The following is a 25,165-nucleotide window of genomic DNA, read 5'->3' on the forward strand; positions in this document are numbered from 1 at the left end:
AGTCCCGGCGCGGCACGGGGCCGGCCCGCCGCTCACATCACGGTGGTGCGATACAGCTTGCGCTGATATCGCGTGTGATCACACGGAGAGGCGGTGTGCATCACCGCCCGGTTGTCCCAGATCACCAGGTCTCCAACCCGCCAGTAATGCGCGTACACGTACTGCGGTGCCGTGGCGTGTGCGTGTAGCTGCGCCAGGAGCGCTCCTGCCGCGTCATCGGGCATTCCGACGATCGCAGCAATGATCATGTCCCCCAACAGCAGTGACCGCCGGCCCGTCACCGGATGTTCGCGCACCAGTGGATGGGTTACGTCGGGGACGCGGGCGCGCTGTCGGGCAGTCAAGGTCACCTTCGCCGCGTGGTGCGCCTGCTGGCGCTGTTCGAGATGAGTCATCGAATGCACTGCCACCAATCGGTCCACCCGGTCTTTGACCAGTGGAGGCAGATCGTCGTAGGCGGCGGTCGTGTCCGCGAAACGGGTCTGGCCGCCGACCTGCGCCGCGACCACCGAGTACAGCAGCGACACCGCGCTCATCCGCGGCTTCCACGACAGATCCGAGTGCCACTCTTCCTCGTTGTCGCCGTCGTACAAGCCGATCGGCACACCATCGCGATGGATATTGCTGATGGTCACGATCTGAGGGAAGCCTGCGACCGTGTACTGATCCTGCACATGAATTTCCGGCTCCCCGAATACGCGGCTCACCCGCAGATGATCGGCATGGGTGAGCTGCTGATCACCGATCACCAGAACCCGGTATTGGAGAAGGTGATCGGCGAGAGCGGCAGCGGTGTCCTCATCGAGAGATCGAGTCAAGTCGATTCCGGACACGCGCGCACCGAATGTCGTTGCAAGACTGTCGATTCGATATCCGTTCACCGATAGAGAATATCAATCGGCCATGCCGTGCACCGAGAATCGAGAATCGCGGCAGGGGTGGCTTAGACTCCCGCCTATGAGTCAGGGGATACCGCTCAAGGACGCGGCGCTCAATGCTGCCCGTGTCACCCAGATCGCCGCCGCCCTGTCGACCGTCCATCCGGAATTCGACGCCGACGGGTTCACCGCCGCGGTGACGGCAGCTCTGCCGCCCTTGGGGTTGAAGCAGCGAATCTCTTGTGTCGCAGACTATCTCGCGCAGTTCCTGCCCACCGACTTCGAACAGGCCATCACGATCATCCTGGCCGCGCTTCCGCCACACGATGATGCCGACTACTCCGGCAGCGACTTCGGGGTCTACACCTACGCACCGTATTCCGATTTCGTCGCCCGCTACGGCTGCACCGCGCAGCACCTGGAAACCTCGTTGACGAGCCTGCGGGAAATGACGAAGCATTTCAGCGCCGAGGATGCGGTGCGGCACTTCATCAATGCGTTCCCGGACGCGACCATGAAATTCGTCCATCAGTGGAGCCTCGACAAGGACTATCATGTGCGCCGACTCGCCAGCGAAGGAACCCGGCCCGTTCTACCGTGGTCTCCTCGAATTACCCTCGAGCCGTCTGCCGCGATTCCGGTTCTGGACAACCTGCACGGCGATTCGTCCCGTTTCGTTGTCATGTCCGTCGCCAATCACCTCAACGACCTCTCACGAAGCGATCCGGATCTGGTCATCGCCACACTGGCGCGGTGGCGATCGGGAAAAGACCACGACGACAAGAGTTTCGCCTTCCTGACCCGCCAAGCGCTGCGGACCCTGGTCAAAGGCGGAGACCCTCGGGCGTTCGAATTCCTGGGCTTCGCCACCGAGCCTGCGGCGCGGGTATCGGATCTGATGCTGACCGCTGCGCGGATACCGATCGGTGGTGTCCTGGAGATCGGTTTCACCGTGTGCAGCCCGGTGCCCGAATCGGTCGTCATCGACTACGTGGTGCGGTACCCTCGCCCGTCCGGTGGTTATGGCGAAGCGGTGTTCAAATTCAAGACCCTCGCCTTGTCCGCGGGTCAGCCTCAGCACTTCACCCGAGGACAGCACATGCGCCCAACCGCCGGCCGCACCCTGACTCCCGGATCGGGGAGCGTTTCCATTCAGGTCAACGGGAAACGACTGGCCGAATCGAACTTCGAACTCCTGCCCGCGCGCTGACAGTCCGCGTGGTTCAGCACGCCGGGCTCCGGCGAGCCAGCGGCAGCGTGGAGCATCGGAAAGAACCCGGTATCCGAGTGACCTCCGAGTAGTCGATCATCACCGGCTCGATCCCGCGCGCGGCCAACTGCTCGGCGAGCCGATGACTCCGTGCAGCGACCGCTACCACACCCGGCGCCAGCGCCAGAGTGTTGACCTCGACGCCGACGACTTCCTCAGCCGTCATCGCGATCAGATCGAAATGCCGGTCGAACCAACGCATCTGAGCCGGGGCGAACACGGCGGGATTCACCAGCGCGACCCCCGGTGCCACGATGTTGAAATGATCGTCCAGGTGCACGACACCGCTGCGGGTGAACGGCACCGCGATCACCTCCCGACCGCTCCCCAGCGATCGAGGCGGTAGCGCAGCGCGTCGACTCCTTCGCGAGAGGACTCCTCACTCAGCCCGACCAGCACACAGCCCTCGTGCAGCATCACGTCACCGCCCTCGATCGTTCCGGCGTCGAGGTAGGCGACCGCGGAGAACCGTTCCACGAGCGCGCGCATCCCGGAGAACTCGGCCTGGCGCTTGGCAGAGTTCAAACGGCTGACGACAAAAACATCGTCAACAACGAACCCCAGGTCGCGCGTGTAGTGCTGGGCGTAGCAGCCCGGAACCTGATCCGCCACTAGAACCTCGACGCCGCGACCGCGCAATACGGCCATGAAGTCTGCCTGCTGCGCACGCACGATCGTGTCGTCATAGCGTTGCCACCGGCTGGTCTCGAGTTGTCGGCGGTGAACCAGGTCCAGCCGAGCCGGGGCAGACAGGTCCAACGTGAACGGCCCGGCATACCTCATCACGACTGTCTGCAAGGCCCCGAACTCATCAGATACACCGATCTCGAGCACGCTATCTCCCATGTTCTCCGGGCCGGCTGCCGCCCACTGCACCAGCTCGATCGAGTGCCGACAAACGGTTATTCGCGAGCCGACCAGCGAGGTGGGCGGGTTGGGGATGCCCTGTCGACCCAGATCTTCTCGCACCCCGCCGCAGTGAGCGCGTCGATCTGGGAAGCGTCCTTCTGCCCGCGCATGGAGACCCGTGCGTACCCGAACCGTGCCATGCCCGGAACTGTCCCACCATTGGCCGACACGACCGGTTTCGTCTCATAGATTCCGCACACGAGTTCTGACCCGAAGCAGGTTCCGGCGACCTGCGGATTCGCGAACCCGCAGCGGCGGCCCGGATCTCTGGGTGTGACTCGCAGCGGTAGATGGCGGTGTTCTCGCACCACCAGGTGGCGCTGATGAGACCGAATGCGGGCCTGGAGTCGCGGTCTTTGAAATGTCCAGTAGCCAACTATCGAGTGGTTGGCACCGGTCAGCTCTGGGATCATAGGGTCGGCGGTCGACATCGGCGCCGCTGAGAGGAGATCGTAAATGGCCACGCCGCAGCGGTTCTGGATCGAATTCGACCCGCACGCGGCGTGGTTCGGACAGGGTGTCGGCGTGACCGGGTTCGACGTGCGGGACTGCTTGTCGATGGTGGCGGATCTGGTCCCCGACGGACTGTTGCCGCCCGTGCGCCGGATCACGGCCGACATCTCATTGGCCGAGCCACTGCCGTTGAATCCTCGTCATCTCGGGGTCCCGGTGTGGCGCGGCGTCTGGTATCCACCGGTGAATCTGCGAACCGGCCCGATTCGCGGTATCGACCGAAGGGGTGCGCCTTGCGACTATCCGACACCTGTCACAGCATCACGGCGCCAACCGCATCCACCTCATCGTCACCGACCTTGAAGCAGAAATCACCCACCTGCGCGACACCGGCGCTGAATTCCGCAGCGACGTGATCACCGGCCCCGGCGGAAGCCAGATCCTGCTCACCGACCCCGCGCGGGGAGACCTCAAGAACGCGCAGCACCAACCAGCCCGTTCGTTGAGACTGCTAAGTAGAGGCTCGATCGAAAGGAATCGACATGGACGACACCGACCCGTTTTCCGACCTTGAGCCGGGCAAGAAGCAGCGTCTCTTCGAACTCGGAGCAGCCGAGTTCAGGGGCGAGACCGCCGAGGCCGGGTGGAAGATGTATCAGGAGTTCGAAACACCGATGGGGGTCCGCCGTTACACCAATGTGCGGACGCTCGAGGACGGACGTGTGCAGGCACACGAGTACCGAGCATCCGGGAACGATCCGCAGACGATCTTCGACCTTGAGATGGGACCGGTTACCTACTCGACAACGGGGATAATCCACGAACTCGAATGGGTCACCGCCGACTGACGTCCGACCGATCAACACTTGAGAGCACGGTGACGCCGGGTGCTGGCATCGCCCGTTCTCATCGACGCGAATCCGCAGACTGTGGTCGTTTCCGGCGAAGTACGCGCCGGTATTTGTTCATCATTCGTCGTTCCGAGTCTGCGGTGGACCCCGGTGGCGGGGCGACTACTACCGCTGCGGTCCAGAGTCCTCGGATCGGTCCAGCCCGTGATCACGATCGTTGGGTGCTCGGTCATTCTCCGTGGCCGATGCCGACCTGCGGCTTGATTCGTTGCCTGCGACGCTGCCGAAGTCGAGGGCGCCATCGAGCACGCGTTGCATCTGGGCCGAGACCTGCCGCTCGCCCTCGGCCTGCGGGACAGGTGTGTAGCGGGCGTGGACTGCGGCCAGCTCGGTGCGCACAGCCCGGTCGAGTTCAGCCGCTCGGTGCAGATCACCCCTCGCGGTATGGGCGTCTCGCATAGCGCGGGCCGCGCGAGTGAGCTGCGCGAGCACCAGATGGTAGGAGGCAGCCGTGGACTGCTCGCGTGTTTGGAGCATGATCAGTGCCGCGCCGCCGGCCGTCAGTGTCCGCGCCGGTTTGCGCCAGCGGGTGTGGGCGGGCCGCTGGGCGGACTTGGCCAAAGCACGGGCGGCGGTGGCCAATGGACCAGGGACGGGTTCCGTGCGCACCGACCATGCGGCCATGACCCCTGCGGTGCGGGCTGCCGCGCGCGCCCACTGGTCACGGTCGTCGGGCGGGATCTGGGCAAGGTAGCGGTTCCACCATTGCAGATCCTGAGCCGCGCGCCCGACCTCGGCCGCGTCCACCGGCACCACCTCGGCGCCATCGGGATTGACCGGCGGGCGATTGCGGTGCGCGGCCCGCCACTCCCCGACCGCTTCGGCATCAAGAGCCGGGCTGCGGTCCCATTCGTTCCGCAATGCCGGAAGGGTCAGATCGGACGCGAGTCGACCACCGCCGTAGTACACCAGCCGCCCGCGGCTGCGCGTCGGCTCCGCGACCGCATATCCCACCACCACGCTGGTGTCGCCGTGTGCGTAGCGCGGCAGAACGATCAGCTTCTCCTGCCGGAGCCGACGAACGAACTCGCCCTCCTCCCGCGACGCGACCGCGCAGGCGCGCACGACACGCTCGAGCCGCCACCGCGCCGGCTCCTCGACGGTGCGGTTGTCTCCGGGCGTCAGTTCGGCGCGGGTCAATCCGCGCGTGCCGACACGGCTGTGGCGGGATTCGAGGATCTGTAGCCCGAACTCGTGCTCGAGTTGCCCCGCCGCGCGTTGGGCTCGTTTCCGTTCCCGCCACAAGTCGACTTTCGTGCCATCGTCGCGGACAACGGACACGACGATATGGATGTGATCGTTCCCGCCGGTGGACAGACCGTGCCGCACCGCGACCCAGCGGGCGGGTGAGCGACCGGACCCGTCGGCAGTGAACCCCATTTTGTCCATGAACGCGGTCGCGATCCGGCCCCAGGTCTCGTCGGCCAGCTCGCCTTCCTCGGCGCGCAGTGACAGCGAAGTGTGCCACACATGTCCGGGCGTCAACGGCCTGGCAGGGTCCTTGATCTTGCGGCCTCGATCATCGAGACGAACACGCCCTTCGACGTCGCGCAGGTAGTTCGGTACGCCGACCTCGACACCGAACAGCCGACGTGCCCGATCCAGACGTCGGGCGATCGAGAGCGCTTGCACCGGGGACAACTCGACACCGACCGGGTGGTCGGCGGTGACCGTCTCGTCTGCGGCCACCAGGTGCGGAAAGCGGTGCTCGTCGGCGCGACCCGGTCCGACGAGGTAAGCCAGCAACCCGCCCATGTGACCGCCACGGGTCACGTTCGGCATCACGCCGCCGTGCTCCACCCATCGAGCGCAATATCGACGCGATCCCGCAACCGACGCAACAACGCCATGTTGGCGGCCAGCGCCTCATGCTCGACGGTGCCGCTGGAATTGGCGACCACGGCGATCTGATTGACGTTGTTCGCGACGTTCGCCAACAGCCGCTCGATACCCGCCAGCCGATCGGCCACATCGCGACTCGCTCCCACCGAACTCCCCGCCTCCGACAACGCAGCCTCCACCAACAGCCGCGACACTGACACGTTGGCCCGCGCCGCGCGCGCCACGAGCTGGAGTTCCTGCTCGGGCGTCACCTTCACGCAGTGCGCCTTCGCGCGCCCGCCGACCGTGTTGACCTGGCGTTGCCGCCTTCTCGCGCGAGCGCGCGGCAGCCTCGCCATCTGCGTAACCGTGGCGTAGTCCCCCATCACCATGTCCCTGCACAGGTCGTGCTCGGAGCGGAGCGGGCTGCCCCTGTCGACGAAACCATGACGCGGCCACCCTCTCGTGAACCATCAACTAGCCGAGTGACCGATTCGGTCAGCTCGGAAACGAAAGTACGGAATCGGACTACACCTTCGCAAGGCTTTGAACTCAGACAATGACGCATCGCGCGTGGCTTTTCAGCCCGGAATTTGCCATTAGCCGTTCAAATGCCCAGCGCAGCGCGACGCCGGAGGCGGGTCCAAGTCCGCTGCGGGAGCGGCGGGGTGAGCGAAGCCATACCGGTTAGATATCGAACTGTCCAGCTTGCTCCGGATCGCGCCCATCCATAAGTCAAGGCTTACCAAACTAACGGTCGCGACTAGAGACGTGACTCCACTCGATAGGCCAGCGCTACCGTCCTATCAGGCCACAAACCGAGGCCGCGAACGAGTTTGGGACTGCTACGCCTCCTCGATGGGCGATGCATGCTGTGTCTGCGCTGCCACGCGATGGTGGTCGACACCACGACGCGCGCTACCGAGCGAACACCGCGCGGGGTCCTGTGCCGCTTCTGCAAAGACCGCGTAGCTGGTTACGAAGGCTCCTACGGCGATGACCGGCCATTGATGGTCGGCTGCCGGTGCCGCCCGGCGGACATCGTCGACTGGGCGCCCGAATCCCGTGGGCAGCCGCTACACGTTCGGTTCCCCGGCGATCAGCGCCATCATAGCAACGGCTGGTGGATCATCACCCGCGAAGGCAAAGGTGACTGGCTGCGCTTCGGCCCCCGCGGCGGTCTGCTCTACCGCACCCGCGAGACCGAGCCGGTCGGCACTATCCACATCGACGAATCCGCCGAAGCCTGTGCCGATCCGTACTTCTCGTGGTCGTTCACCGGCGCGTGTGGATGCGGGCACGGCCACATCCCCGAATACCGCATCGAACCCTTCGCCACCGCATCCGAGGCGATCGAGGCGGCAGCGTTTCACTTCATCATCTAACGGCGGGACTCCTGCCGGGTGTGTCGTCGGGCTGCGGCCCCCGGCACGCCTATTCGCGTGCAATGCGCTGGTTCGAATGCGCCCGCGACTACCTTGCCGCAGGTGATGTTCCTTGAGACGGCCGCGGACACCGAATTGTTCGCGCGGCCTCGCGGCCGAGGCTTGACCGGATGGTTGTGGTCGGCTCTTCGACCTTCGCGGCTGCGGACTCGTATGCCGCTGCCCCAGATGCATCCGGTGGGCATCGGCCGAGACGCGCAGCAGCGCCAGGCGCGCGCGAGCGGTTCGGTTGCGGTGCTGTTCGATGCGGACAACGTCGCGCCGGCGAAGGCGGGCGCGGTTCTCGTCTCGGTGGCCGAGCTGGGTTCGCTGCGGATCGTGCGTGCTTACGGTGATTGGTTCCGGCCGCAGTTGGCGGGGTGGCGGCACGCGATGATCGCGCACGGAATCGTCGCCCGTCAGGTGACGACCGTGACGTCGGGAAAGAACACTGTCGATCACGCGATCGTGGCCGATGCGATTCGCCTGGCCTGCGAGACCGACGTGAACACGGTGGTGATCGTTTCCAGTGACTCCGATTTCGTGGACCTGGCCTTGCAACTGCGCGAAGTCGGGTGCGGGGTCCATGGCTACGGCGAACGCAAAACCGCCCGCGCGATGATCGCCGCGTGCGATCGGTTCGTCTACCTCGAGGACCTCACTGCGCGCGCCGCGTCCACACCGGCTTGTGGCGCTGCGGCACCCGTCCAGGCCGCTGCGAGAACGGCAACACCGAAGGCCAAGTCCCTCGCGACACCGAAACCGGCCACGACGCCAGCCAAGGCGGCCAGGTCCAGCAAGGCGTCCGATGACTGGGCGGCGTCGGTCCGCGAGGTGGTGGCCGCGCTGAGCAAAGGAGACAGCGGCGCGGAGCTGGCGACGGTCTGTCACCGCATGCACGCTCAAGGAATCACCGCCCGGCTACCGGAGAAGGCGCAGGCCAAGCCGGGCCGGTTCTTGACCACGTGCGGGCTGTTCGAGGTGGTCAAGACGAAAGGTCCGAACGGCCGTCCCGCCCACACCTATCTGCGCAACAAGTCGGCTAGCCCTGCTCGGTGAACGGGCGGAGCGTGCGCGAACCGGGGGGCGTTGTGGCGAGTCGGCTACTGCGGCGCGAGGGGTTCCGGTTGGCTGGGCCGCGCCGGGGTGGTGGCCTTGCTCGCGCCGGGAGTTGCGGCGGCGCGTTTGCGTGCTCGCGGTGTGACCGGGGCGGATTTCTTCGCGGAGGTCTTGCGTGCCGCCGCGGGTTTGGTCAGATCGTTGATCGCGCGGTAGCCCGCGTCGTTGAGTGCTCGTTCGGTGAATCCGGCTTTCAACGCCGCCGCGCGGGTGGCGCGCACGGCGGCTACGTTCTCCGCGTCGCGGCCGGTGAACTCTTCGCGGTCGGCGAGAAGTTTCCGGTAGGCGTCGGCGAGCGGTTTGACCGCCGCGAGTTTCGCGTCTGCCTCGGCGCGCACCAGATCCTCTAGTCGAGCGTATTCCGGTGTCGGTGTGGTCATCGTTTCAATGTAGGACCGGACGGTCTCTAGCCCCAGCAGGAACACGACAACGTGGCGTCGCGTCCCTTTTTCGCAATCGTCACGTCAACGGGGTTTCCCCTGACCGGCGGAACCGGCAGCAGAAGCGGCGCTGCGCCGTGGTCAGTATCGGCCGTAGCGTAGCGGTTCGCCGCATTTCGGACACCGCTCCTTCATTTTCAGGTGAGCCTCTTCGGTGGCCGTTCCAGGAATGATCGCTACCAGCGACTCGCGGCACACCGCGCCATGCTGGCTAGCGCGTCGCGCCGGAGGCTGCCGTGTCCATCCGACATAGTGCGACACCTCCAAGTCGCCGGCGTCGCTGTCATGCAGCCGAGTCGGCTCATCGAAACACGCAACGTAGATGTGCTCGGCGTGTTCCCTGCAATCATTGCCACACCGAGGCCGCGACAGTGGCGGGCCATCGCCGTAGGACTCAGCGGCCGGTGCCTCACGCACCGGGAGCTGCGGCAGCACCGCGATGTCTGAGTCCCAGATCCGATGTGGATCGGCACCGTTCGCCGACACGTCAGCGATCAAGGCCGCCAGGCGTTCGGAGTTCGTCGGATAGTTCATGAGGCGAGCGGTCCGGTCGAGATACTGCGCGGTCGCGGCTGCCATCCTCGGCGCCACGAGTAGCAGGGGTCGTCGGACATGATGAAGCTCCTCGATCAGTCGGGTGGTTGGAGTCGGAAGTCCCGGCCGGGTGCCCGCCGGGGGGCAGGAACCCGGTGCCTGGCATTCAGGCTGGCGCTTGGAGATCGCGGTCGGGGCGGATGATCTGGAACTCTCGGTAGCGGCAGCTGAGGCTGAGGTCGATACCGAAGGCGCGGATGCTGGCGAGCGGTTCACCTTTGCGGGAGGTGAAGACCTCGGTGCGCAGATTTCGGACTTCGGCGCTGACCGGGTCGCCCTTGTCGAAGGTGCGCAGTACGCGCATGGCCATGGAACCGGAGTAGCGGACCTCGTAGGAGGTGGAGCCTGTGTCGGTGTAGCCGTCGTCGGTGCGGCGCTGGTGGTTGTCGACGATGGTCACATAAACCGCGATGGTCTCGGCCTGGTTTGCGGTGGCCTCGTAGGTGATCGGGTCGCTGATCTTGGCGATGTTGCCCTTGACGGTGGTGCTCATCGGAGTGTGCCTCTCGGTTGGTTTCCTGTCTGGTGTGTCTCGTGGCCCAGTGCGGGACGGAGAAGCGCCAAACAGGGTTTGCCGGACGGGAACGAAAAGTTTGTTGAGCGAGCGCCCGAGCGGCCCGGCTACGTCCGGGGAAGAAAGTTTTCCGACCGCCCGGCCGAGCATCGCGAGCCCTGTTTGGCGACGACGACGCCCGCACTACAGTCCGCGGGACCTGCCAGACACGGGGACCAACCGAACGGCCCCATCCGGTTCACCACTGTCGACACGGCAACCACGAGTAGCCCTCACCCTGGCACCCAGGCCGCGACCCGTGCCCGGAGGCGACCGTCACCCGGCTCCGGCGTCCGGCGGTGCCGCCGACTACCGAGCAGGCGAGGCTGCGCACACCGCACCACGCAGACTGTCGCCCGCGCCGGCGGCAACCCGTCGGCACGGCAGACACGAGCGCACCGAAGAAACGACGACCGCCAAGCGGCGCGCCCCTTGTAGGAGCGATGGATTCCAGGCACCTTCGCGGATACCCCCTGCGCCGGCGGTAGAAGCCGCGCCGGACATACAGTCTTCCTCGATCGACCACTGATGGGGGAATCATGAACATCGACGGCCAGGCGGAGTTCGAACGCACCGGAAACACCTACCTGCGTGTGCGCGACTGCCTTCACGTGATGAGCAAGCAGCCCTACGTCGAGCGGTACTGGTACGAACAGGTGTCCGGCAAGGATCTCGCGAACTCGCGCACTGTCTTCGACATCCTGATCGAGCAGGGCTACCTGGAAGAGAAAGAACCGGTCACCGTCGATGTCTGGAATCGCGAAACCCGCAGCCACGACAAGGTCATCCAGCCGAGCTACCACCTGACGAGCAAGGCATACGCGTTGGTGAATGCCAGCGCGGCGAAACCCGTGCACCGCGCCACCGCGGACAAGGCGCTCGCGGGTTTCCTGGAAAGAGTGGAGCAGGCCGCAACCGATCCGATGAACTTGTGGGTGGTTGACCGTGTGGTGCTGTTCGGTTCGATGCTGGACCCGACACGGGAGCGTGTGAGCGATGTCGACTTGGCCGTGAAACTCGTGCGGAACGGGGCGGTCTACGAGTCCGCGGGCGGCCACGAACTGGCGGGTCCCGTCCTCCTCGCCGAACTGAGAGGTAACCGGCACTCATCCGGGTACCGAGGAGATATCGGGGTGATGAAATTCCTCAAGAACCGATCTCGGGTATTGAGTCTGGCCGCCCTGTCCGACGACGGCGCGATTGCTGGGCTGCCGCCCGAGACCACCCCGCATCGAGTCGTCTACGAACGCCCGCGCGAGAAATAGCGATCCGAGGTCCGACAACGCAACGACGAATCGCTGTCTGCGGGGCACCCCGCAGACAGCCGAGTGGCCCCCGGCCTCTCGGCGGCGGATCTCTGTTCAGGGCGAAGCGTCCCCTGCTCCAGGCGCTATCGCCGGGCCGGTGGTGTGGTCGTGAGCATCGGCGACCAACTCAACCACGGCCACAACGTCGTACAGGCGATCGTGGCCGTAGAACCGTCCGGCGACCTTCACCGGTCCCGCCCAGGTCAACGCGCGCGCCGCGCGAATGTCCAGTCCGCCGTCCGTGGTACGCGGAATCGGCATGCTCGGAATCTCGCGGGTTATCGCGTCGATCACGGTGGCGTATCCGGCAGGGCTGTAGCTGCGCCGGAATCCGGACTCGCGAATCCAAGTCGCGGCGTCGGGGTAGACGGTTTTCCATGCCTGGCAGAACAGGGCTACCGCGCTCGCGGTCGGCCCGTCTTCCCACATAGTGATCACGGTGAACCACCCGCGCGGGGCGGAACGCACCGACCACCGAACGCCCGGCCACTGCGCGCGCAGGGCCTGTTTCCACAGCTTGGCAGCGGCGGGAATCTCCATCATTGGTTACTGCTCCTTTAGAAAATAGTTGTGGGAGTGGCCGTTTCAGCGGATCTGGCGAACGCGGGCGGTGGTGTCGGACTCGCGTAACCACCAGTCGCCGTGGGCGGCGCAGTAGGCGGTGGATAGCCAGCGGCGGGTTCCGTAGCGCTCCCAATCAATCCACCGGGTTGCGGGCGCGTCGCACTCGTGGCAGCCGATCGCGCCGTCCGGCATCGGCCGGTAGTGGGCTTTGTGGCTGGTGTTGGTCTGTCGCGCCATGTCATCAGGCCGGGGTGAGCACCTGAAACATCCGTTCCAGGGTGAGGGTGTCGGCGTCGGCGGTCTTGCCGGTCACGGCGTTGATGGTGTTGCGTCCTGCGCGGTCGCCTTGTGCGGGGCGCATGTGGTGCTGCCACGTGTTGATCGTCTGCAACCATCCGAAACCCGTTCCGGTCCATGGCTTTACGCGCTCGTCGGAGGTCCACAGCTTTTCGATCTGGCCTCGCTTGGTCTCCGCCCTGGTGCGTGCGGACTTGCCGGCGTCCTCGTCGGGCAGCGGCGCGAAATCGTCCAGGAGTCGCCGGAACTGTTTCGGGCTGACCGGCAGATCGCACAGTTTCGCGATGTCGGCGGCGAATCCGTCTTCGGCCTGCACGATCATTCGCAGCGCTGCGCGTGCGTCCTTGAACGCGAACTGTGACAGTGTGGAGCGGCGGCGTAGCTTCCACACCCGGCCGGACCGCTCGGCCTCGTCCAACGCCCATGCGTGGGTGTTGTCGCACACGACAACCTGATTCACCGCCGAGTACGACAGCGGCAGCGATCCGTCCATCGACGCGGTAGCCAGAATCGAGGTCCGGAAATCGACGCCTTCGGGCGTGGCTACGGTCTCGGGGCGTTCGATCTGCACCCACGCGACCGCTCCGCCTTTGAGCAGACCGGCCGACCCGATACCCAGCGAATCATCCGAGACCGCAAGCCCGTCCGGGGTCACCAGCGCGGCGAGCCCGTCCAACAGCATTTCCCCGTACTGCATCACCGGGTACTTGCTCGAGAACACCCCCAGCGGTCGGCCGGTGTCACTGCGGAACACCAGTTGCCTGAATAGGTCCGCCATCATCGGGAACGGCGAACCGGGGACTTCGACCAGTCGATAGCCGGGGTTGGCGGGATCGGCCGGAGTGTCCGGGGTGGTGCCGAACGGCACCGGGTAGTGCGGTGGGACGGCTTCGGCCCGCCACCCGAACAGCCGGCGGCGCACATCGGCTACTGGTACGTAGCCTGGGTAATGGTTGGGCTCGTCGCCTTGGTGCTCGGCGCGGTAGTGCCAGGCTTTGCCGCGCTGATCGGTCATCCCGATCAGGGTTTGGGTGTTCAGCCACTCGCTTGTTTCGCGTGACATTGAATATGTCCTCTCGTACATAGGTTTTCGGCGCGCACTACCGGCCCGCCGCGCCTCGTTCGGGCGGGCCGGAGTCGTGGCGGTGATCAGGCTGCGGCGGCGAGTGCCTTCTGTTCCTCGCGCTGGGCCTTGTGCTTGGCGCGCAGGGCTTCGACGTCGATATCGGCCAAATCCAGTAACCCGGCCGTGACCTGCTCCACCGGCTCCAAGGTGTGGCCCTGGTCGGCAAGATGGCGCAGATAGCGGCGATAGCCCGGTCCGTCACCCCAGAAACCATCGGTTTTCGCGCGCCAATGGTCCTGATCGATACGGGCCTCGTGCGCACCCAGGACCAGCCCGTACACCAAGACGAGACTGCGGTTTCCCGACGCGGACTCGTTGTGCTTGCACGCTTTCTGTCTGTCACCCAGATTCAGCAAATCCAGTCCGCTCGACTGCGAGCCGTGCCGATTCAACAGATCCGGCTCGAGCAACAACGAATCCGCGATGAACGCGGCGGCGTCGGCCGGAAGGGTCTTGCGGCTGAGCAGTTGCGCCACGAAGGCACACCGCTGCGTCTTGGCGGCCGTGCCCTCGATGTTGAGCGCGATAACCCGCTGCCGTTGCCGGGTGGCCTCCTCGCGCTCGGCCTCGGCCCGCTGCCGCGCTTCCAACGCCGCGATTGCAGCGGCCCCGGCGGCGTCGCGGTCTTCCTCGTTGTCGCCCTCACCGGCTTCCTCGGGGGCATCGCTGACCACGACCAGACCGGGCGCGATCTCCTCGTGAACTACCAGCCCGGACGCCTCCAAGTTCTCGACCGGCAGCCAGTACTCGGGCCGCCAACTGTCTTGCAGGGTGATGCTGTCGAAGTGGCGCAAACCCTCGTCGGCCTCGCCGGCCCGGTAATAGCGCGTGTCCCAATCGATTTCCTCGAAGGCGACCGGCTCACCGGTCGCGGCGTCCACCGCCACCGATTCCGGATGCAACTCCAGATACATCGACCACAGCCCCGGCGCAGCGTCCACTACTTCGGGAGTGACCTCGCCACCCTCGGCGGTCCTCAACTCCCCCACGTGCAGGAACTCGCCATCCGGCAATTCCGTTCCGACGCAACCCCGTTCGCATACAACAAAGAAGAATCCACGTTCGGCATACGGCAACGACTCGCGGAACTGTTCGGCGATCAGGGCGCGGTCGGCCGCGATCACTCCCGCCTCTGCCCCGAAACGCTCGGCCGACACACCCACGAGTCGCGCGACGGCGTCCACATCACCGGCCTGTTCATACTCCGCGATCACGGCGGCCTGCTCGAAACTGAACTGCCCGGAATCCACGGCGTCCATAGCCGCACCCGAATCGACAGCGGCGAGAGCGGCTTTCACCTCGTCACGCTTGGCGGAGGTGTCGCGCACGATCCGGGCCAGACTCGCCCCGTACAGCGACATCTGCGCCCACCGATTCGCACGCTCCCGATCGGTGTAATCGACGCGGCGGTCGTTGGTGTGCATCTCGGCGGCAATCGTCTGGATCATCGCTTCCGACTCCTCCCCGACCATGCCGCGTACGACGATCGGCACCTTGTGCCCGGTCAGCCGCGCGGCCAGCACTCGGCGGCGGCCCCGCGCGACCCGGTACCGGCCACCGGCACCGGGGTAGACCGTCACCGGCTCCAGCACACCCCACGCCCGCACGGATTCGACAAGTTCAGGATCGTTGTCGAGGTCGTACCGCGACTCACCCTCGGGAACCTCGAAATCCAGTACGGACGGATCAACCTCCGGCGTCCGGAACTCTTCGGGGTCCTCCTCGATCAACTCGGCGTCGTAGACCACCTCGGCCGGTTCCAGCGCAGACGCATCGAATACAGCCACCTCGCCGCCCGCCGAGTGGTCAGTGTCCTGAGTCGGGGCCTCGGCGTCAGCGGGCGCGATGTTGGTATCGATGATTTCGGTGTCATCAGTATTCGACATATCGGTTTCGGTGCCCTGAGTCATGAATCTTGGCTTTCTCTGAAGAATGGATGATCGACGCGAATTGTCCGACGCGCCGTGTCAAGTGGTGTTGTGCCGCAATAAGATTCGTCAGTGCGCTACCGGCCGAATGACGGGCCGAAGTCCGCCAAACCGGCTATGTGACCACCGTGTCACGCGGTGCTGCCTGTCGGTGCCTCGTCCGGCTGCCAGTCTCGGACCAGGTTCACCGGACCCAAATGCAACCCGTAAGCCCCGGCCGCGACGTGCCAGTTCTTGCCCTTCCAATCGGGATACAGAGCCTTGAACCGCTCCACCGTTTCCGGCATCAACTCCGACACCGGCCCGGCGTGCTCGTTCTTGCGCTTCGCGCTGTACTCGCTACGCGTCAACGTATCCGTGGAACTGCTCATCGCGAGTTCGCCTCCTGACTGATAGCGCGGCCCCCACCTACCGCCCGTTCTTTTTGCCCTTCCGGCAAAAGAGATTTCGGGCCGGGAGATCCGCCGGGGCGCAACCCCCGGTCAGGAAAATTCCGGACGAGCGAAGCGAGCCCGCCGTCAGGGGCGGAAATTTCCTGACCGGGGGTTGACGAACCGCCGGATTCCCGGCCAAAAATCGGACGCCGGAAGGGAAAAGAAGACAAGAATTCAGCGCAAAGCCCCGAGTAGACGAGAACAGCCTGGCGACGTAGGAGTCAGCCAGTCTGGGCTATTTTCCATCTACGGGATGCCAGAGAAGACGGGCGAGGTTCCGTGGGGCAAGCAATCCGCAGGAAGGCTTCGTCTCGGTGTCGGCTTGGCGCGCGCCCCGGCGCGTCAGCCGCCGACTTTCACTTCACCAGGAAGCCGCCGAAGGGGGCGGCGTACTCGCGCCATGACAAGGTTCAACGGCTGCGCACTGCCAGCACAGGGGTGTTCATGTCAGAGCAGACAGCTATCGTTCGCGACATGAATCACACCGACGACTGCCTCAAGATCCGCTACTGCCTGCTCTCTGGTGATGACCGCGAGTACTGGCCGTCGAGTTTCGGAGGCCGCGACGATCTGTGCACGTGCGCTGCCAACCCATTCGCTGCTGCCAAGCGAGCCGAACAGGCCGAAGTAGTGAGCGAACTCCGAGACTACATCGATTCGCACGAACGCCCTCGCGAACGATCTGGGCGGCGGCAATACCTCCGAAACACGCCGCAGAACCCACGATAACTCAACGCAATAGAGTTTCGACGAACGCCCCTCTACACCGAGTGCCCAGCGACGCGGGCACCCGGCCGAACCTCGGCCAAACCGGATCTACCGAACATATTCCCAATTGTGAGTACACTCTCCCAGATAGCAACGTGGCATCCCGGCAGGCTGAGCTACACAAATATTCTATTCCGAACCGCTATCGAACTCGCCAAGCCGCAAGAGACTGCAACTCGGGTCCATTATGGGTCCATCATGAACGGGAACTTTCGAATCCCAACGGGAAACGATGAGTTTGCCAGAAGTGAAAACTACCAGCTAATAGCTCATGGCGACCGTTAGCTGATGCTCTGATCTAGATCAGCGGGTTCGGGGTTCGAGTCCCTGATGGCGCACTCTCTTCCTGCGGAAGCAGGAGATTCTATCTCCCGAAATGCCCAGTTCAAGCCGTGAGCGACACGGAAACGACACGCTTTCAGCTCACGAGCTTGTCGAGCGCTGCCCTGAAGTCGGGGGTCAGGCTCGGTTCGTCGATGTAGTGCCGCTTGGTCGTCGTGTCGTCCGCATGCCCCAACTGCTGCTGCGCCGCCCGTGGGCTGAACTCCGCCGCCAGCAGTGTCGCGACGGTCTTCCGGAACGTCTTCGGGGTCACCCAGTCGAACTCTGCGCCGCGCGCCTGCCGCCAGACGCGATTGAAGTTGTGCGGATCCCACAGACCACCGCTTCGGCTCGGGAACACCAGATCCATCGCATTGGGTTCTGCTTCCGCCTTGACGCGTTGGAGCGTTTCGACCACGAACTTCGGCAGGATCACTGTCCGGTAGCCGGAGTCGGTTTTGGTCCATTCCTGGCGGATCAGCCCCTTGCCGTCCTTCTTCTTGCCCTTGAGCCGGACGACAGTTCCGGAGAAGGTGAGCCGCGGCGGTGAGGCATCCAGATCCACATCACTCCACCTGAGAGCAAGCGCCTCTCCGGGCCGTGGCCCGGTACCCAGCTCGACGTCGGCCACATCCAGAATGCGCGGGTTTCGCTTCGGACCGTGATACGCCCCTCCCTCACAGTCCTCGCCTGCGAGCCACTTCTTCAATCGGGCTCGCAGTTCACCCAGCGTCTCCATGTCGGCGGCGCGAGGCTTCTGGTTCTTGCGAGGCAGGCGGGCAACCTCGCGAACCGGGTTCTGGTCGATCGCGTCGTGCCGAACGGCCATGCCCATCATCTCGGACAGGATGACACGTTGGCGGCGCGCCTTCGCCCGATGGCCATTGAGCAGGATCCGCTTGAGGTGCGCGTCGATTCGAGAGGTGGTCGCCTCCCATACACACAGCCCGCCGAGCGCCGATTTGATCTTGATCGCATTCTTGTCGGCACGACGGTCGGTCGAGACATCGATCTCGGCCCGATACAGATCCAGCGATTGCTGCGCGATGCCGTCTTGGAGTGCTTTCTCGGCCAGCCACAGGTCAGCCAGATCGCCGAGCTTGGTGTCCCGAGCAATCAGCTTGCCTCGTATCCCGTTGCGCTTCTTGAGCGCCTGGCGGAGGTTGTCTTCGGCAACACCTCGGGTCGGGCCGAACTTGTGGACGGTCCGGGTATTGCCGTCGTCGTCTCGGTAGCGAGTCGATGCACGCCATGTGCCGTTCAGCTGCTTCTTACTGCTGATCCGGCCATAGGTGCCGATGGGGAGTGATTTCCTCGCCATCAATGTCCTTCCTGCGGGTCCTATAGGGCGTTGTGAGAGCAGATGTTCGATCCGCCCCCATTTGCGAGTTGCTCGTCCTCCCAGGCAAGGAGGTCATCGAGCTTGTAGCGACGGAACCGGCCTATCCGAGCGAACCGAGGACCGCGACGCCCAGAAGCCCATACCGCGAGCGTTTTCTCCGGAACTTTCAGCCGCTGCGCGACTTCCTCGGTGCTGAGCCAGATGTCGCTACCGGTGTCCATGGCCAACCTCCCCGATCTTGATGCCTTTTCGCAAGACACTTTTTGTTGCCACAAGATTGCTGACGCGGTGGAGTTCGCATCCATTTCCGGTTGACCAAGACGGATTCGGCTCGCTATGAGCCCGGTCGAGGTCGCGGTGCCGGACACATTCCGCCATCAGGCGCCGCTCACTCCTTGGTGTGCCTTTGATTCCGCGTCGATAATTGATTCGACCAGTCTTCGACATAGCAATTCCTCCATATCCAATCGGTTTTCCCGGTTTCGAACTCCTGGGGATTTCACCTCATTCGATTTCTATCGATGATTCTTGATTCACTGCTGATAGTTCAGCGACAGCCGGAGCGACTTCAATGAAATGCCCAATGCCCGAAGGGGTCGCCGCAGCGATTAGATTCCGTATTGGAGTCCCGATCCCGACCTCTTCATTTAATACAGTGGGCTTTTCATTCGGCACCTTTTCGACGCGAGCTAGATACGCATCTCGTTCCTGTTTCCGTACCATCGCGCGAACCTGATCGGCATTGTCATAGCCGAGCCGCCTGCATAGCGCGGGTGTCGCGTTGTGCAGCAGAGACCAGCCGGGGACGCGCCCTTTGATACGTAGGCGGTTGTTGAGTTCGCGGCGGCGGGCGCGGGCTTCTGGGCTGGTGGCGTCGTTGCGGAGGTCGCGTTCGAGGTTGTCGAGTTCGAGGTGGAGCGACTTCAGTTCGTTCAGCCGGGTGAATTCGGGTGCTGGTTCGGTTTCGAGTTTGTGGAGGCGGGTGCGGTCGTGTTCGAGTTCCCAGCGCCGGTTGTCTAGTGCTTTGGGGATGTCGTTGATGAGGTTTTCGGCGCGGGTCATGATTCCGGCGGCGAGGGGTGCCTGTGCGGCGTCTTGTTCGTCGGTGGTCATGAAGATGGTCTTGACGACGTCGAGGTAGAGATCTGTGTAAGCAATGGTCTTCAGGATGGGTAGCCCGACTGGCTTGAGGTAGAGCAGGGAATCGGCGGTGTTGTAGCGGGCTTCGATATCGACTCCGCGCAGTGATCCGATGTCCAGATGTCGGTCGGCCGGTTGGTTCCGTAGGCGCCCAGCGGCATCGCGGAGTGCGTTGAGCAGGGCTGCGGAGGCTTCGGGGCGTTTGGTGTAGGTGGTGCCGTCGATGACTACCGGTGGTGTTTCGCTGGTGTTGGATTGCTGTTCGAGTGCAGCGGTGATGTTTTCCATTGCGCCGATTGCGGTTTCGTGGGCGGGAATTGCGGCGCGGAGAGCGACGAGTTCGCGTTCGCGGCTGCGGGTGGTGGCGAAGTAGGTGTCTTGTTCGGTGTGGAGTTCGGCGATGGTCTGTTCGAGTTCGATGCGGCGGATGTGGCGGTTGTCGCCGGTGGCGATGGCTTTGATGACGGCGGCGTTTTCGGCGAGGTCGTCGGCGCCGAGGTCGGGAACGCGGCGGGCGGTGCGGTCAGCGCGACGGTATTGCTCGATGAAGTGGGCTTTGCGTTCGACGGTTTGCCACATGTAGATGTCGAAGGTCTTTTCGGCGACGTAGCAGAAGATATCGACGACCGGGTTCTGGTTGCCTTGGCGCACGATTCGGCCTTCGCGCTGTTCGAGGTCGGCGGGCCGCCACGGCACATCGACGTGATGCAGTGCCACCGCACGGGTTTGGATGTTGGCACCGGTGCCCATCTTCTCCGTTGATCCGAACAGGACTGCGATCTTGCCGCTGCAACAGTCGGCGAATAGCTGGGTCTTGGCGGCCGGGCTGGGGTAGTCGTGAATGTATGCGATCCGTTCAGCGGGAATCCCACCGACGATGAGGTCTGCTTTGATGGCGTCGTAGATGCTCCAGCTGGAGTGATCGGCTTTGGGTGTGGCTCGGTCGCAGAACACGATCTGTAGGCCGCCCGGTGTTGGCGATGGGTTGCCGGTATCGGGATCGAGGTAGGTGTTGTCCTTGGTCACGTTGTGCCTGGCGAGGATTCGTTCGGAGACCACTGTCGAGCGCAGGACGCCCGGTTCGGCGGGGTCGGGGGCGCGCAGGTGGGCAGCTCGGGGGTCGAGGGTGATAGCTCGGCCGTCGGTGGCGATCTTGAGACTGTTGTCGAGATCCGGCCTGCGTGCGTCCAGTTTGTCGCAGCGGTGGCCGAGATCGGTGATGAAATCCTGAACTTCCTGAGGTGGCTCGAAGGCTACGACGGTGCGCTGTCCTTCTCGAAGTTCGGGGAGGGTGGCGGGGATTTGGTCGCGACCGATCGAATCGGTGAATGCGCTGGTCATGGCGATGAGGTCGCCGACGTTGACGAATTCGGCGACACGAGTGCGTGGTTGGAAGCGGGAGCCGGATGAGTTGAGTTCGATGGTTTCACGGGTGGCGGTGAAGGCCGCGCCCCAGGAGTCGAGGTGTTCGACTCCGGCATCGCGGAGGACGTCAGGGCGCAGGTACCGGTTTATCACCCACAGCTCCGACAGGGAGTTCGACAGCGGAGTTCCGGTGGAGAAGGTAGCGACTCTTTCGATATAGGCGTCGTCGGGTATTCCCGCGGCGGCGGCTTCACGTCGCCGCTTGCCGCGCAGGTACTCCAATTTCAGCAGGAGGTCCTGGGATTGCTGACTGCCAGGGGCGCAGGCCAATTCATCGATGTTGGAGATGCGGAGCAGGTTCTTCGCCCAATGGGCCTCATCGATGAACAGGTAGTCGCACCCCGACGCCTCGAAGCCGATTCCGGAATCCGACTTGATCTCTGCGAGAAGCCTTTTCAACTGTCCGGTGGCAGTTTTCAGACGCAGTTCGAGGATCTTGACCGCCGGTTTGCTGGCGAGTTCACCGAGTGCTGCCGTGAGTTCGTCGATTCGGACTTGGTAATAGACTGCGCGGGTCTGCGCGGAGACAGACATCAGTTTGAACGCCGAAGTGGGCACGATCACCGCGTCCCATTCCTGGGCGGTGGATTGGGCGATCAGCCGTTGCCGGGCCTCTCGGCCGGTGCCCGCGGTTCCGGCGAGAACTCTCGCGGCGGGGTACCACTGCGCGGCTTCGCGAGTGATCTGGGCAATGAGATGGTTGGGAACAACGATCCAGGGCTGGCGTGCCAATCCCAGGCGGCGCAGTTCCATCGCACCCATGATCATGGTGCCGGTCTTGCCTGCGCCGACGACGTGGTCGAGAAGGACAGCAGGCTCGGAGATGATGCGCGCCACCGCGTTTCGCTGATAATCGTAGGGTTTGTAGTGCAGGCCGAGGCCGGGTAGTCGCAGGTGCGAGCCGTCGAACTCGGGAGCGACGATGGTGTTGAACAGTTCGTTGTAGCGGTCCATCAGGCGCTCGCGGCGGGCGGGATCGCTTTTCAGCGCCCACATTTCGAACTCGTTCGCCAGGCGGCGGGCCTTGGCCTGGGCGGCGCGGGTGGCGCGCGCGTGCAGCCGATCGCCTCCGCTCTTGTCGAGATACTGCTTGGACTTGTTGATCTGAATGGGTTTCGAGTTGCACAGCGCGGTCAACACTGCGATGTGGTGGGAGTCCCTTCCAGCGATACCGGAGTAGGCGACGCCGAGTTCATCGGCATGGGGGTCCTCGAAGTTGAACCCGCCGTCCTGGTCCGGGTAGATCTTCGGTACCAATCCCCATTTCTCCGCATCGGAGGACCATGCCGGATATTCAGGGACATCGATGACCCACTCCCCAGCGACTCGCTCGACGAGCACGTGGTGTTCTGCGGGTACGTCGAAGGTGTCGCGGATGAATTGGGCGTATTCCGAGACCGGCACCCACACGGCACCGAGCCTGATATCGGCATCGGTGCGTCGTTCGGGCATGGCGGCCGTGAGAGCTTCGACGTTGGCGCGGTAGCGGGGATCGGACTGTGCGTGGGTGCGGGCGGAAGCCAGTTTCTTGTAGACGTTTCCGGACAGGTATGAGGCGGCGCTTATCCAGATGTCCGGGTGGCCGACCGAGCGGAACGCCAGCTTTGCTGCTGTAACTTGCTGTTGGGCGTCTTCGATGCTGGTGGCGAGCAGGCGGGCGATGCGCGGCAGGTCGATGACGCCGGTTTCGTCCAGACTGACGGCGACTGCGTCCTGGACGGTGGTGGCGTGGGTGATCGGGGATGCGGCGGTCGCGACTACGTCGCTGGTGAACAGCGGTCCCTTGATGGCGGTGCCGGTGTCTTCGTTGAAGATTTCGAGGGCGAAGACCAGGGCGATCGTCGGGTCGTGGCGCAATATCCCTTCGAGGTGGGACTGCTTTTTGAAGGGTTCGCGTTCTGGTTCCCCCGCCTGGTTCGACAGTTGTTCGACAATGTGGTCGGGGATCTGTCCCTCGAACGGTTGGCCAGGGTCTCCCGATTCGATACGCCAGGCTTCGATTGCGGTGTCGAGACGGCGGCGGTGCTGTTGTTCGGTGACCGGGGGCGGATCGATCCAGGTGAATCGGTTGATGAATCCGTAGGTGGTGCGGTAGCGGTCGTAGCGGCGGTTCAATTCCCCACGGAGAGCGGATCGTTCGGCGTGGTCGCGGCCGTGCAGTTGTGCGTCGACCAGTGCTGCTGCTACATCACGCAGTCCGAGGAGTTCGCGCCATTCGGCGGTTCGGCGTCTGCCGCGCACGACGGCTTGTGTCCAATCGGTGCCCGTATAGACCTCGATATGGCCGAGTTCGCTGTTCCAGCGCAGGGTGTCGACCGCTATGTCGGTGGTTTGCTCGATCGGCTTCACCAGGCCGGGGCCATAGGCTTCCGGGCTGGTGATGGCGGTCGTTTCTGCGGTCGCAGACAGTCCGAGCCCGGCATCGAGCGCGTTGTCGACGATTCGGGTCAACCGCCCCGTGATCAACCGAACGAGCGCCTCTCCGGTGGGGCCGTCGACATCGAGCGCGTTGCGGTTGTATTGCCGTTTGCGCCAGCATAATTCGCCCAGGATGTGGTCCGGGTGCGCAAGGAAGTACTGATTGAGTTCGGCCTCCCTGCGCTCTCCATGCTGGTTGCGGACGGTGGTCATTCCGGATTGCAGATACAGGTGTGTGTTGTTGGATGGTTCCTTGCCGGGTTCACGAACCCTCCAGATGACCAGGTCGAGCAGGACACCCGTGCCCGCGACCCGTTGAAAGGCTTTGGCGGGCAGGCGCAGCGCACCGATGAGGTCGGCGCGGGCCGCCATCTGTTCGCGTGCGGTCGTGTCGGTGTTCTCGCTGGTGAAGTGGGAAGTCAGCGCTGCCACGTATCCGCCTTCACCGACCAGGTCGAGGGATTTGAGCAGGAAGTGGTGGTGCATGGTGTGGTTGGCGGCGTTGTGGATCGGGTCGTAAAGGCGCGTCTTCCCAAATGGCACGTTTCCCACCGCGGCGGTGAACGCTCCAGCGTCCACGCGGGTGTCTTCGAACCCTTCACAGCGAACCTGTGCCGAGGGATATAGTGCCGCCGCGACCCGCGCGGTGATCGGATCCTGCTCGACACCCACCATGAGCGCGGTCTCGGGGGCTTGTCCGAGGAAGATACCCGCACCGCAGCCGGGTTCGAGCACCCGACCGCCGGAGAAGCCCGCCCGCCCGAGGGCATCCCAGATCGCTTGGGAAACACCTGGATCGGTGTAGTGCGCCGTAAGTGTGGATTCACGGGCCCGCGCCCATTCCGCCGGATTCAGCAGGTTCGACAGTGCGGTGCGTTCGGTGGCGAGGTCCGGATCGTCGGTGAAGATGCCCGGTAGCGCGCCCCAGCCCGACCATGCTGCGATCACCTGCTGTTCCTCCGGTGTCGCGTATCGATTCTCGGCATCGAGCACACGCAGTGTTTCGATGACGCGGATGTTGGCTCGTGCTCGTGCCTTAGGCTCGGTTGGAACTCGCAGTCCAGAGCCTGGCGAGAAGTCAATGGGCTCAGGCAAACTCGCCTCGGCATGGGACGCGACTGCTTCGGCTTCGCGTTTCGCCGTGCCTGCATCCTCGATGATTGGCGGGTCGCTGTGTGCGCGGGGCGAATCAACAGCAGTCGGTACCGGCGCAGTATGCGCAGAGGCAGGCCGGTGACCGGCAGAATGCGAACCGGTCGCAGTCCCCGATGGTGACCCCTCAGCGAAATCGACTTCGGGCGGCTGGTCCGGCTCAGCAGCCTTGTTATCGAGTATCGCGCGATCCGGAGTGGCTGTGGGGGTTTCACGCAGGGCCGGCGAGGTGACCTGGGCCGGTTGGGTTTCGGCGTCGAATGCTTGTTTCCAGCCGCGTAGGTAGGCGTCGAGGACTGGAGCCGTGCGCGGATCGTCAGGACTCAGCCCGGTAAGCGACGCAGCGATATGGCCGGAGGAATCCGGTGCCGGGTATTCGGCTCCCGCCTGGTAGGCAAGACGTCCGATCTCAACGAAGTCGGTTTGCTTCCACCAGTCGTTCGCTGCGGCCACCGATTCCGGCGCGTCGCCGAGGGCGGTGGCTTCGACCGATGTGGCGGGAAGAGGAGTGCCGCCCCGGTCGATCATGATGGGGTCGACCGGGCGGTCACCGGTGGCGGTGTCGAAAAGG

Annotated in this window: 22 protein-coding genes; 5 read left to right on the plus strand and 17 right to left on the minus strand. The window is 64.3% G+C overall.

The window, feature by feature from the left end:
• Positions 1-32: 32 nt before the first annotated feature.
• Positions 33-881 (minus strand): TauD/TfdA dioxygenase family protein, encoded by an 849-nt coding sequence (locus D5S18_RS07780; protein ID WP_120039152.1) that lies wholly within the window; start codon positions 879-881, stop codon positions 33-35.
• Between the two features lie 76 nt (positions 882-957).
• Here D5S18_RS07780 and D5S18_RS07785 point away from each other — a divergent pair, with 76 nt between their 5' ends.
• Positions 958-2,088, plus strand: a complete 1,131-nt coding sequence (locus tag D5S18_RS07785; protein ID WP_120039153.1) for a YhaZ family DNA alkylation repair protein — start codon at positions 958-960, stop codon at positions 2,086-2,088.
• A gap of 13 nt (positions 2,089-2,101) precedes the next feature.
• On the opposite strand, the gene D5S18_RS35270 is transcribed toward D5S18_RS07785, so the two are convergent.
• From D5S18_RS35270 to D5S18_RS36575, 3 genes are all read right to left on the minus strand, one after another.
• Complete coding sequence (locus D5S18_RS35270) at positions 2,102-2,461, minus strand: arginine deiminase family protein (protein ID WP_203236650.1); 360 nt, start codon at positions 2,459-2,461, stop codon at positions 2,102-2,104.
• Complete coding sequence (locus tag D5S18_RS35275) at positions 2,458-3,117, minus strand: arginine deiminase family protein (RefSeq protein WP_203236651.1); 660 nt, start codon at positions 3,115-3,117, stop codon at positions 2,458-2,460. Before D5S18_RS35275 ends, D5S18_RS35270 begins: the two co-directional genes overlap by 4 nt.
• 706 nt (positions 3,118-3,823) lie before the next feature.
• The gene (locus tag D5S18_RS36575; protein ID WP_158607830.1) at positions 3,824-4,000 is read right to left on the minus strand and encodes a hypothetical protein; all 177 of its coding nucleotides are present in this window, start codon (positions 3,998-4,000) and stop codon (positions 3,824-3,826) included.
• Positions 4,001-4,052: 52 nt separating this feature from the next.
• Here D5S18_RS36575 and D5S18_RS07800 point away from each other — a divergent pair, with 52 nt between their 5' ends.
• Positions 4,053-4,358 carry a hypothetical protein gene (locus D5S18_RS07800; RefSeq protein ID WP_120039154.1) on the plus strand — a complete coding sequence of 102 codons (306 nt, stop codon included), beginning with the start codon at positions 4,053-4,055 and terminating at the stop codon, positions 4,356-4,358.
• A 168-nt stretch (positions 4,359-4,526) separates the two neighbouring features.
• Here the strand turns inward: D5S18_RS07800 and D5S18_RS07805 are convergent, their stop codons facing one another.
• Together D5S18_RS07805 and D5S18_RS07810 are read right to left on the minus strand one after the other, a co-directional pair.
• Positions 4,527-6,203, minus strand: coding sequence for a relaxase/mobilization nuclease domain-containing protein (locus D5S18_RS07805; RefSeq protein ID WP_120039250.1), 1,677 nt, complete (start codon positions 6,201-6,203; stop codon positions 4,527-4,529).
• Positions 6,203-6,601 carry a plasmid mobilization protein gene (locus D5S18_RS07810; RefSeq protein WP_147403885.1) on the minus strand — a complete coding sequence of 133 codons (399 nt, stop codon included), beginning with the start codon at positions 6,599-6,601 and terminating at the stop codon, positions 6,203-6,205. The genes D5S18_RS07805 and D5S18_RS07810 overlap by 1 nt, the downstream gene beginning before the upstream one ends.
• A gap of 534 nt (positions 6,602-7,135) precedes the next feature.
• Here D5S18_RS07810 and D5S18_RS07815 point away from each other — a divergent pair.
• Together D5S18_RS07815 and D5S18_RS07820 are read left to right on the plus strand one after the other, a co-directional pair.
• Positions 7,136-7,627, plus strand: a complete 492-nt coding sequence (locus D5S18_RS07815) for a hypothetical protein (RefSeq protein ID WP_120039156.1) — start codon at positions 7,136-7,138, stop codon at positions 7,625-7,627.
• Between the two features lie 213 nt (positions 7,628-7,840).
• Positions 7,841-8,725 (plus strand): NYN domain-containing protein, encoded by an 885-nt coding sequence (locus D5S18_RS07820; protein WP_158607831.1) that lies wholly within the window; start codon positions 7,841-7,843, stop codon positions 8,723-8,725.
• Between the two features lie 44 nt (positions 8,726-8,769).
• Here the strand turns inward: D5S18_RS07820 and D5S18_RS07825 are convergent, their stop codons facing one another.
• The 3 genes from D5S18_RS07825 to D5S18_RS07835 form a co-directional block, all read right to left on the minus strand.
• Positions 8,770-9,165: a hypothetical protein gene (locus D5S18_RS07825; RefSeq protein WP_120039158.1), complete on the minus strand. Its 396-nt coding sequence runs from the start codon at positions 9,163-9,165 to the stop codon at positions 8,770-8,772.
• 141 nt (positions 9,166-9,306) lie between these two features.
• A complete protein-coding gene (locus D5S18_RS07830; protein WP_120039159.1) occupies positions 9,307-9,804 on the minus strand; it encodes a hypothetical protein in 498 nt (165 codons plus the stop codon).
• Between the two features lie 121 nt (positions 9,805-9,925).
• The gene (locus tag D5S18_RS07835) at positions 9,926-10,312 is read right to left on the minus strand and encodes a hypothetical protein (protein ID WP_120039160.1); all 387 of its coding nucleotides are present in this window, start codon (positions 10,310-10,312) and stop codon (positions 9,926-9,928) included.
• A gap of 599 nt (positions 10,313-10,911) precedes the next feature.
• Here D5S18_RS07835 and D5S18_RS07840 point away from each other — a divergent pair.
• A complete protein-coding gene (locus D5S18_RS07840) occupies positions 10,912-11,637 on the plus strand; it encodes a hypothetical protein (protein WP_120039161.1) in 726 nt (241 codons plus the stop codon).
• 96 nt (positions 11,638-11,733) lie between these two features.
• Here the strand turns inward: D5S18_RS07840 and D5S18_RS07845 are convergent, their stop codons facing one another.
• The 8 genes from D5S18_RS07845 to D5S18_RS07880 all read right to left on the minus strand — a co-directional run bounded on the left by D5S18_RS07845 (position 11,734) and on the right by D5S18_RS07880 (position 25,122).
• Positions 11,734-12,222, minus strand: a complete 489-nt coding sequence (locus D5S18_RS07845; RefSeq protein ID WP_147403887.1) for an LPD29 domain-containing protein — start codon at positions 12,220-12,222, stop codon at positions 11,734-11,736.
• Between the two features lie 42 nt (positions 12,223-12,264).
• Positions 12,265-12,480: a hypothetical protein gene (locus D5S18_RS07850; RefSeq protein WP_120039163.1), complete on the minus strand. Its 216-nt coding sequence runs from the start codon at positions 12,478-12,480 to the stop codon at positions 12,265-12,267.
• Between the two features lie 4 nt (positions 12,481-12,484).
• Complete coding sequence (locus tag D5S18_RS07855) at positions 12,485-13,603, minus strand: DUF932 domain-containing protein (protein WP_120039164.1); 1,119 nt, start codon at positions 13,601-13,603, stop codon at positions 12,485-12,487.
• A gap of 86 nt (positions 13,604-13,689) precedes the next feature.
• Positions 13,690-15,552, minus strand: coding sequence for a ParB N-terminal domain-containing protein (locus D5S18_RS07860; RefSeq protein WP_158607832.1), 1,863 nt, complete (start codon positions 15,550-15,552; stop codon positions 13,690-13,692).
• A gap of 173 nt (positions 15,553-15,725) precedes the next feature.
• Positions 15,726-15,965 (minus strand): hypothetical protein, encoded by a 240-nt coding sequence (locus tag D5S18_RS07865; protein WP_120039166.1) that lies wholly within the window; start codon positions 15,963-15,965, stop codon positions 15,726-15,728.
• A gap of 1,249 nt (positions 15,966-17,214) precedes the next feature.
• Entirely contained in the window at positions 17,215-18,438 is a 1,224-nt protein-coding gene (locus D5S18_RS07870; protein WP_120039167.1) for a tyrosine-type recombinase/integrase, read from the minus strand.
• 20 nt (positions 18,439-18,458) lie between these two features.
• Complete coding sequence (locus D5S18_RS07875; RefSeq protein WP_345789705.1) at positions 18,459-18,764, minus strand: helix-turn-helix domain-containing protein; 306 nt, start codon at positions 18,762-18,764, stop codon at positions 18,459-18,461.
• 199 nt (positions 18,765-18,963) lie between these two features.
• Positions 18,964-25,122, minus strand: coding sequence for a helicase-like domain-containing protein (locus D5S18_RS07880; RefSeq protein WP_500797135.1), 6,159 nt, complete (start codon positions 25,120-25,122; stop codon positions 18,964-18,966).
• Positions 25,123-25,165: the final 43 nt, after the last annotated feature.

The organism is Nocardia panacis (assembly GCF_003598715.1).
In the GTDB taxonomy this organism is placed as follows: Bacteria; Actinomycetota; Actinomycetes; order Mycobacteriales; family Mycobacteriaceae; genus Nocardia; species Nocardia panacis.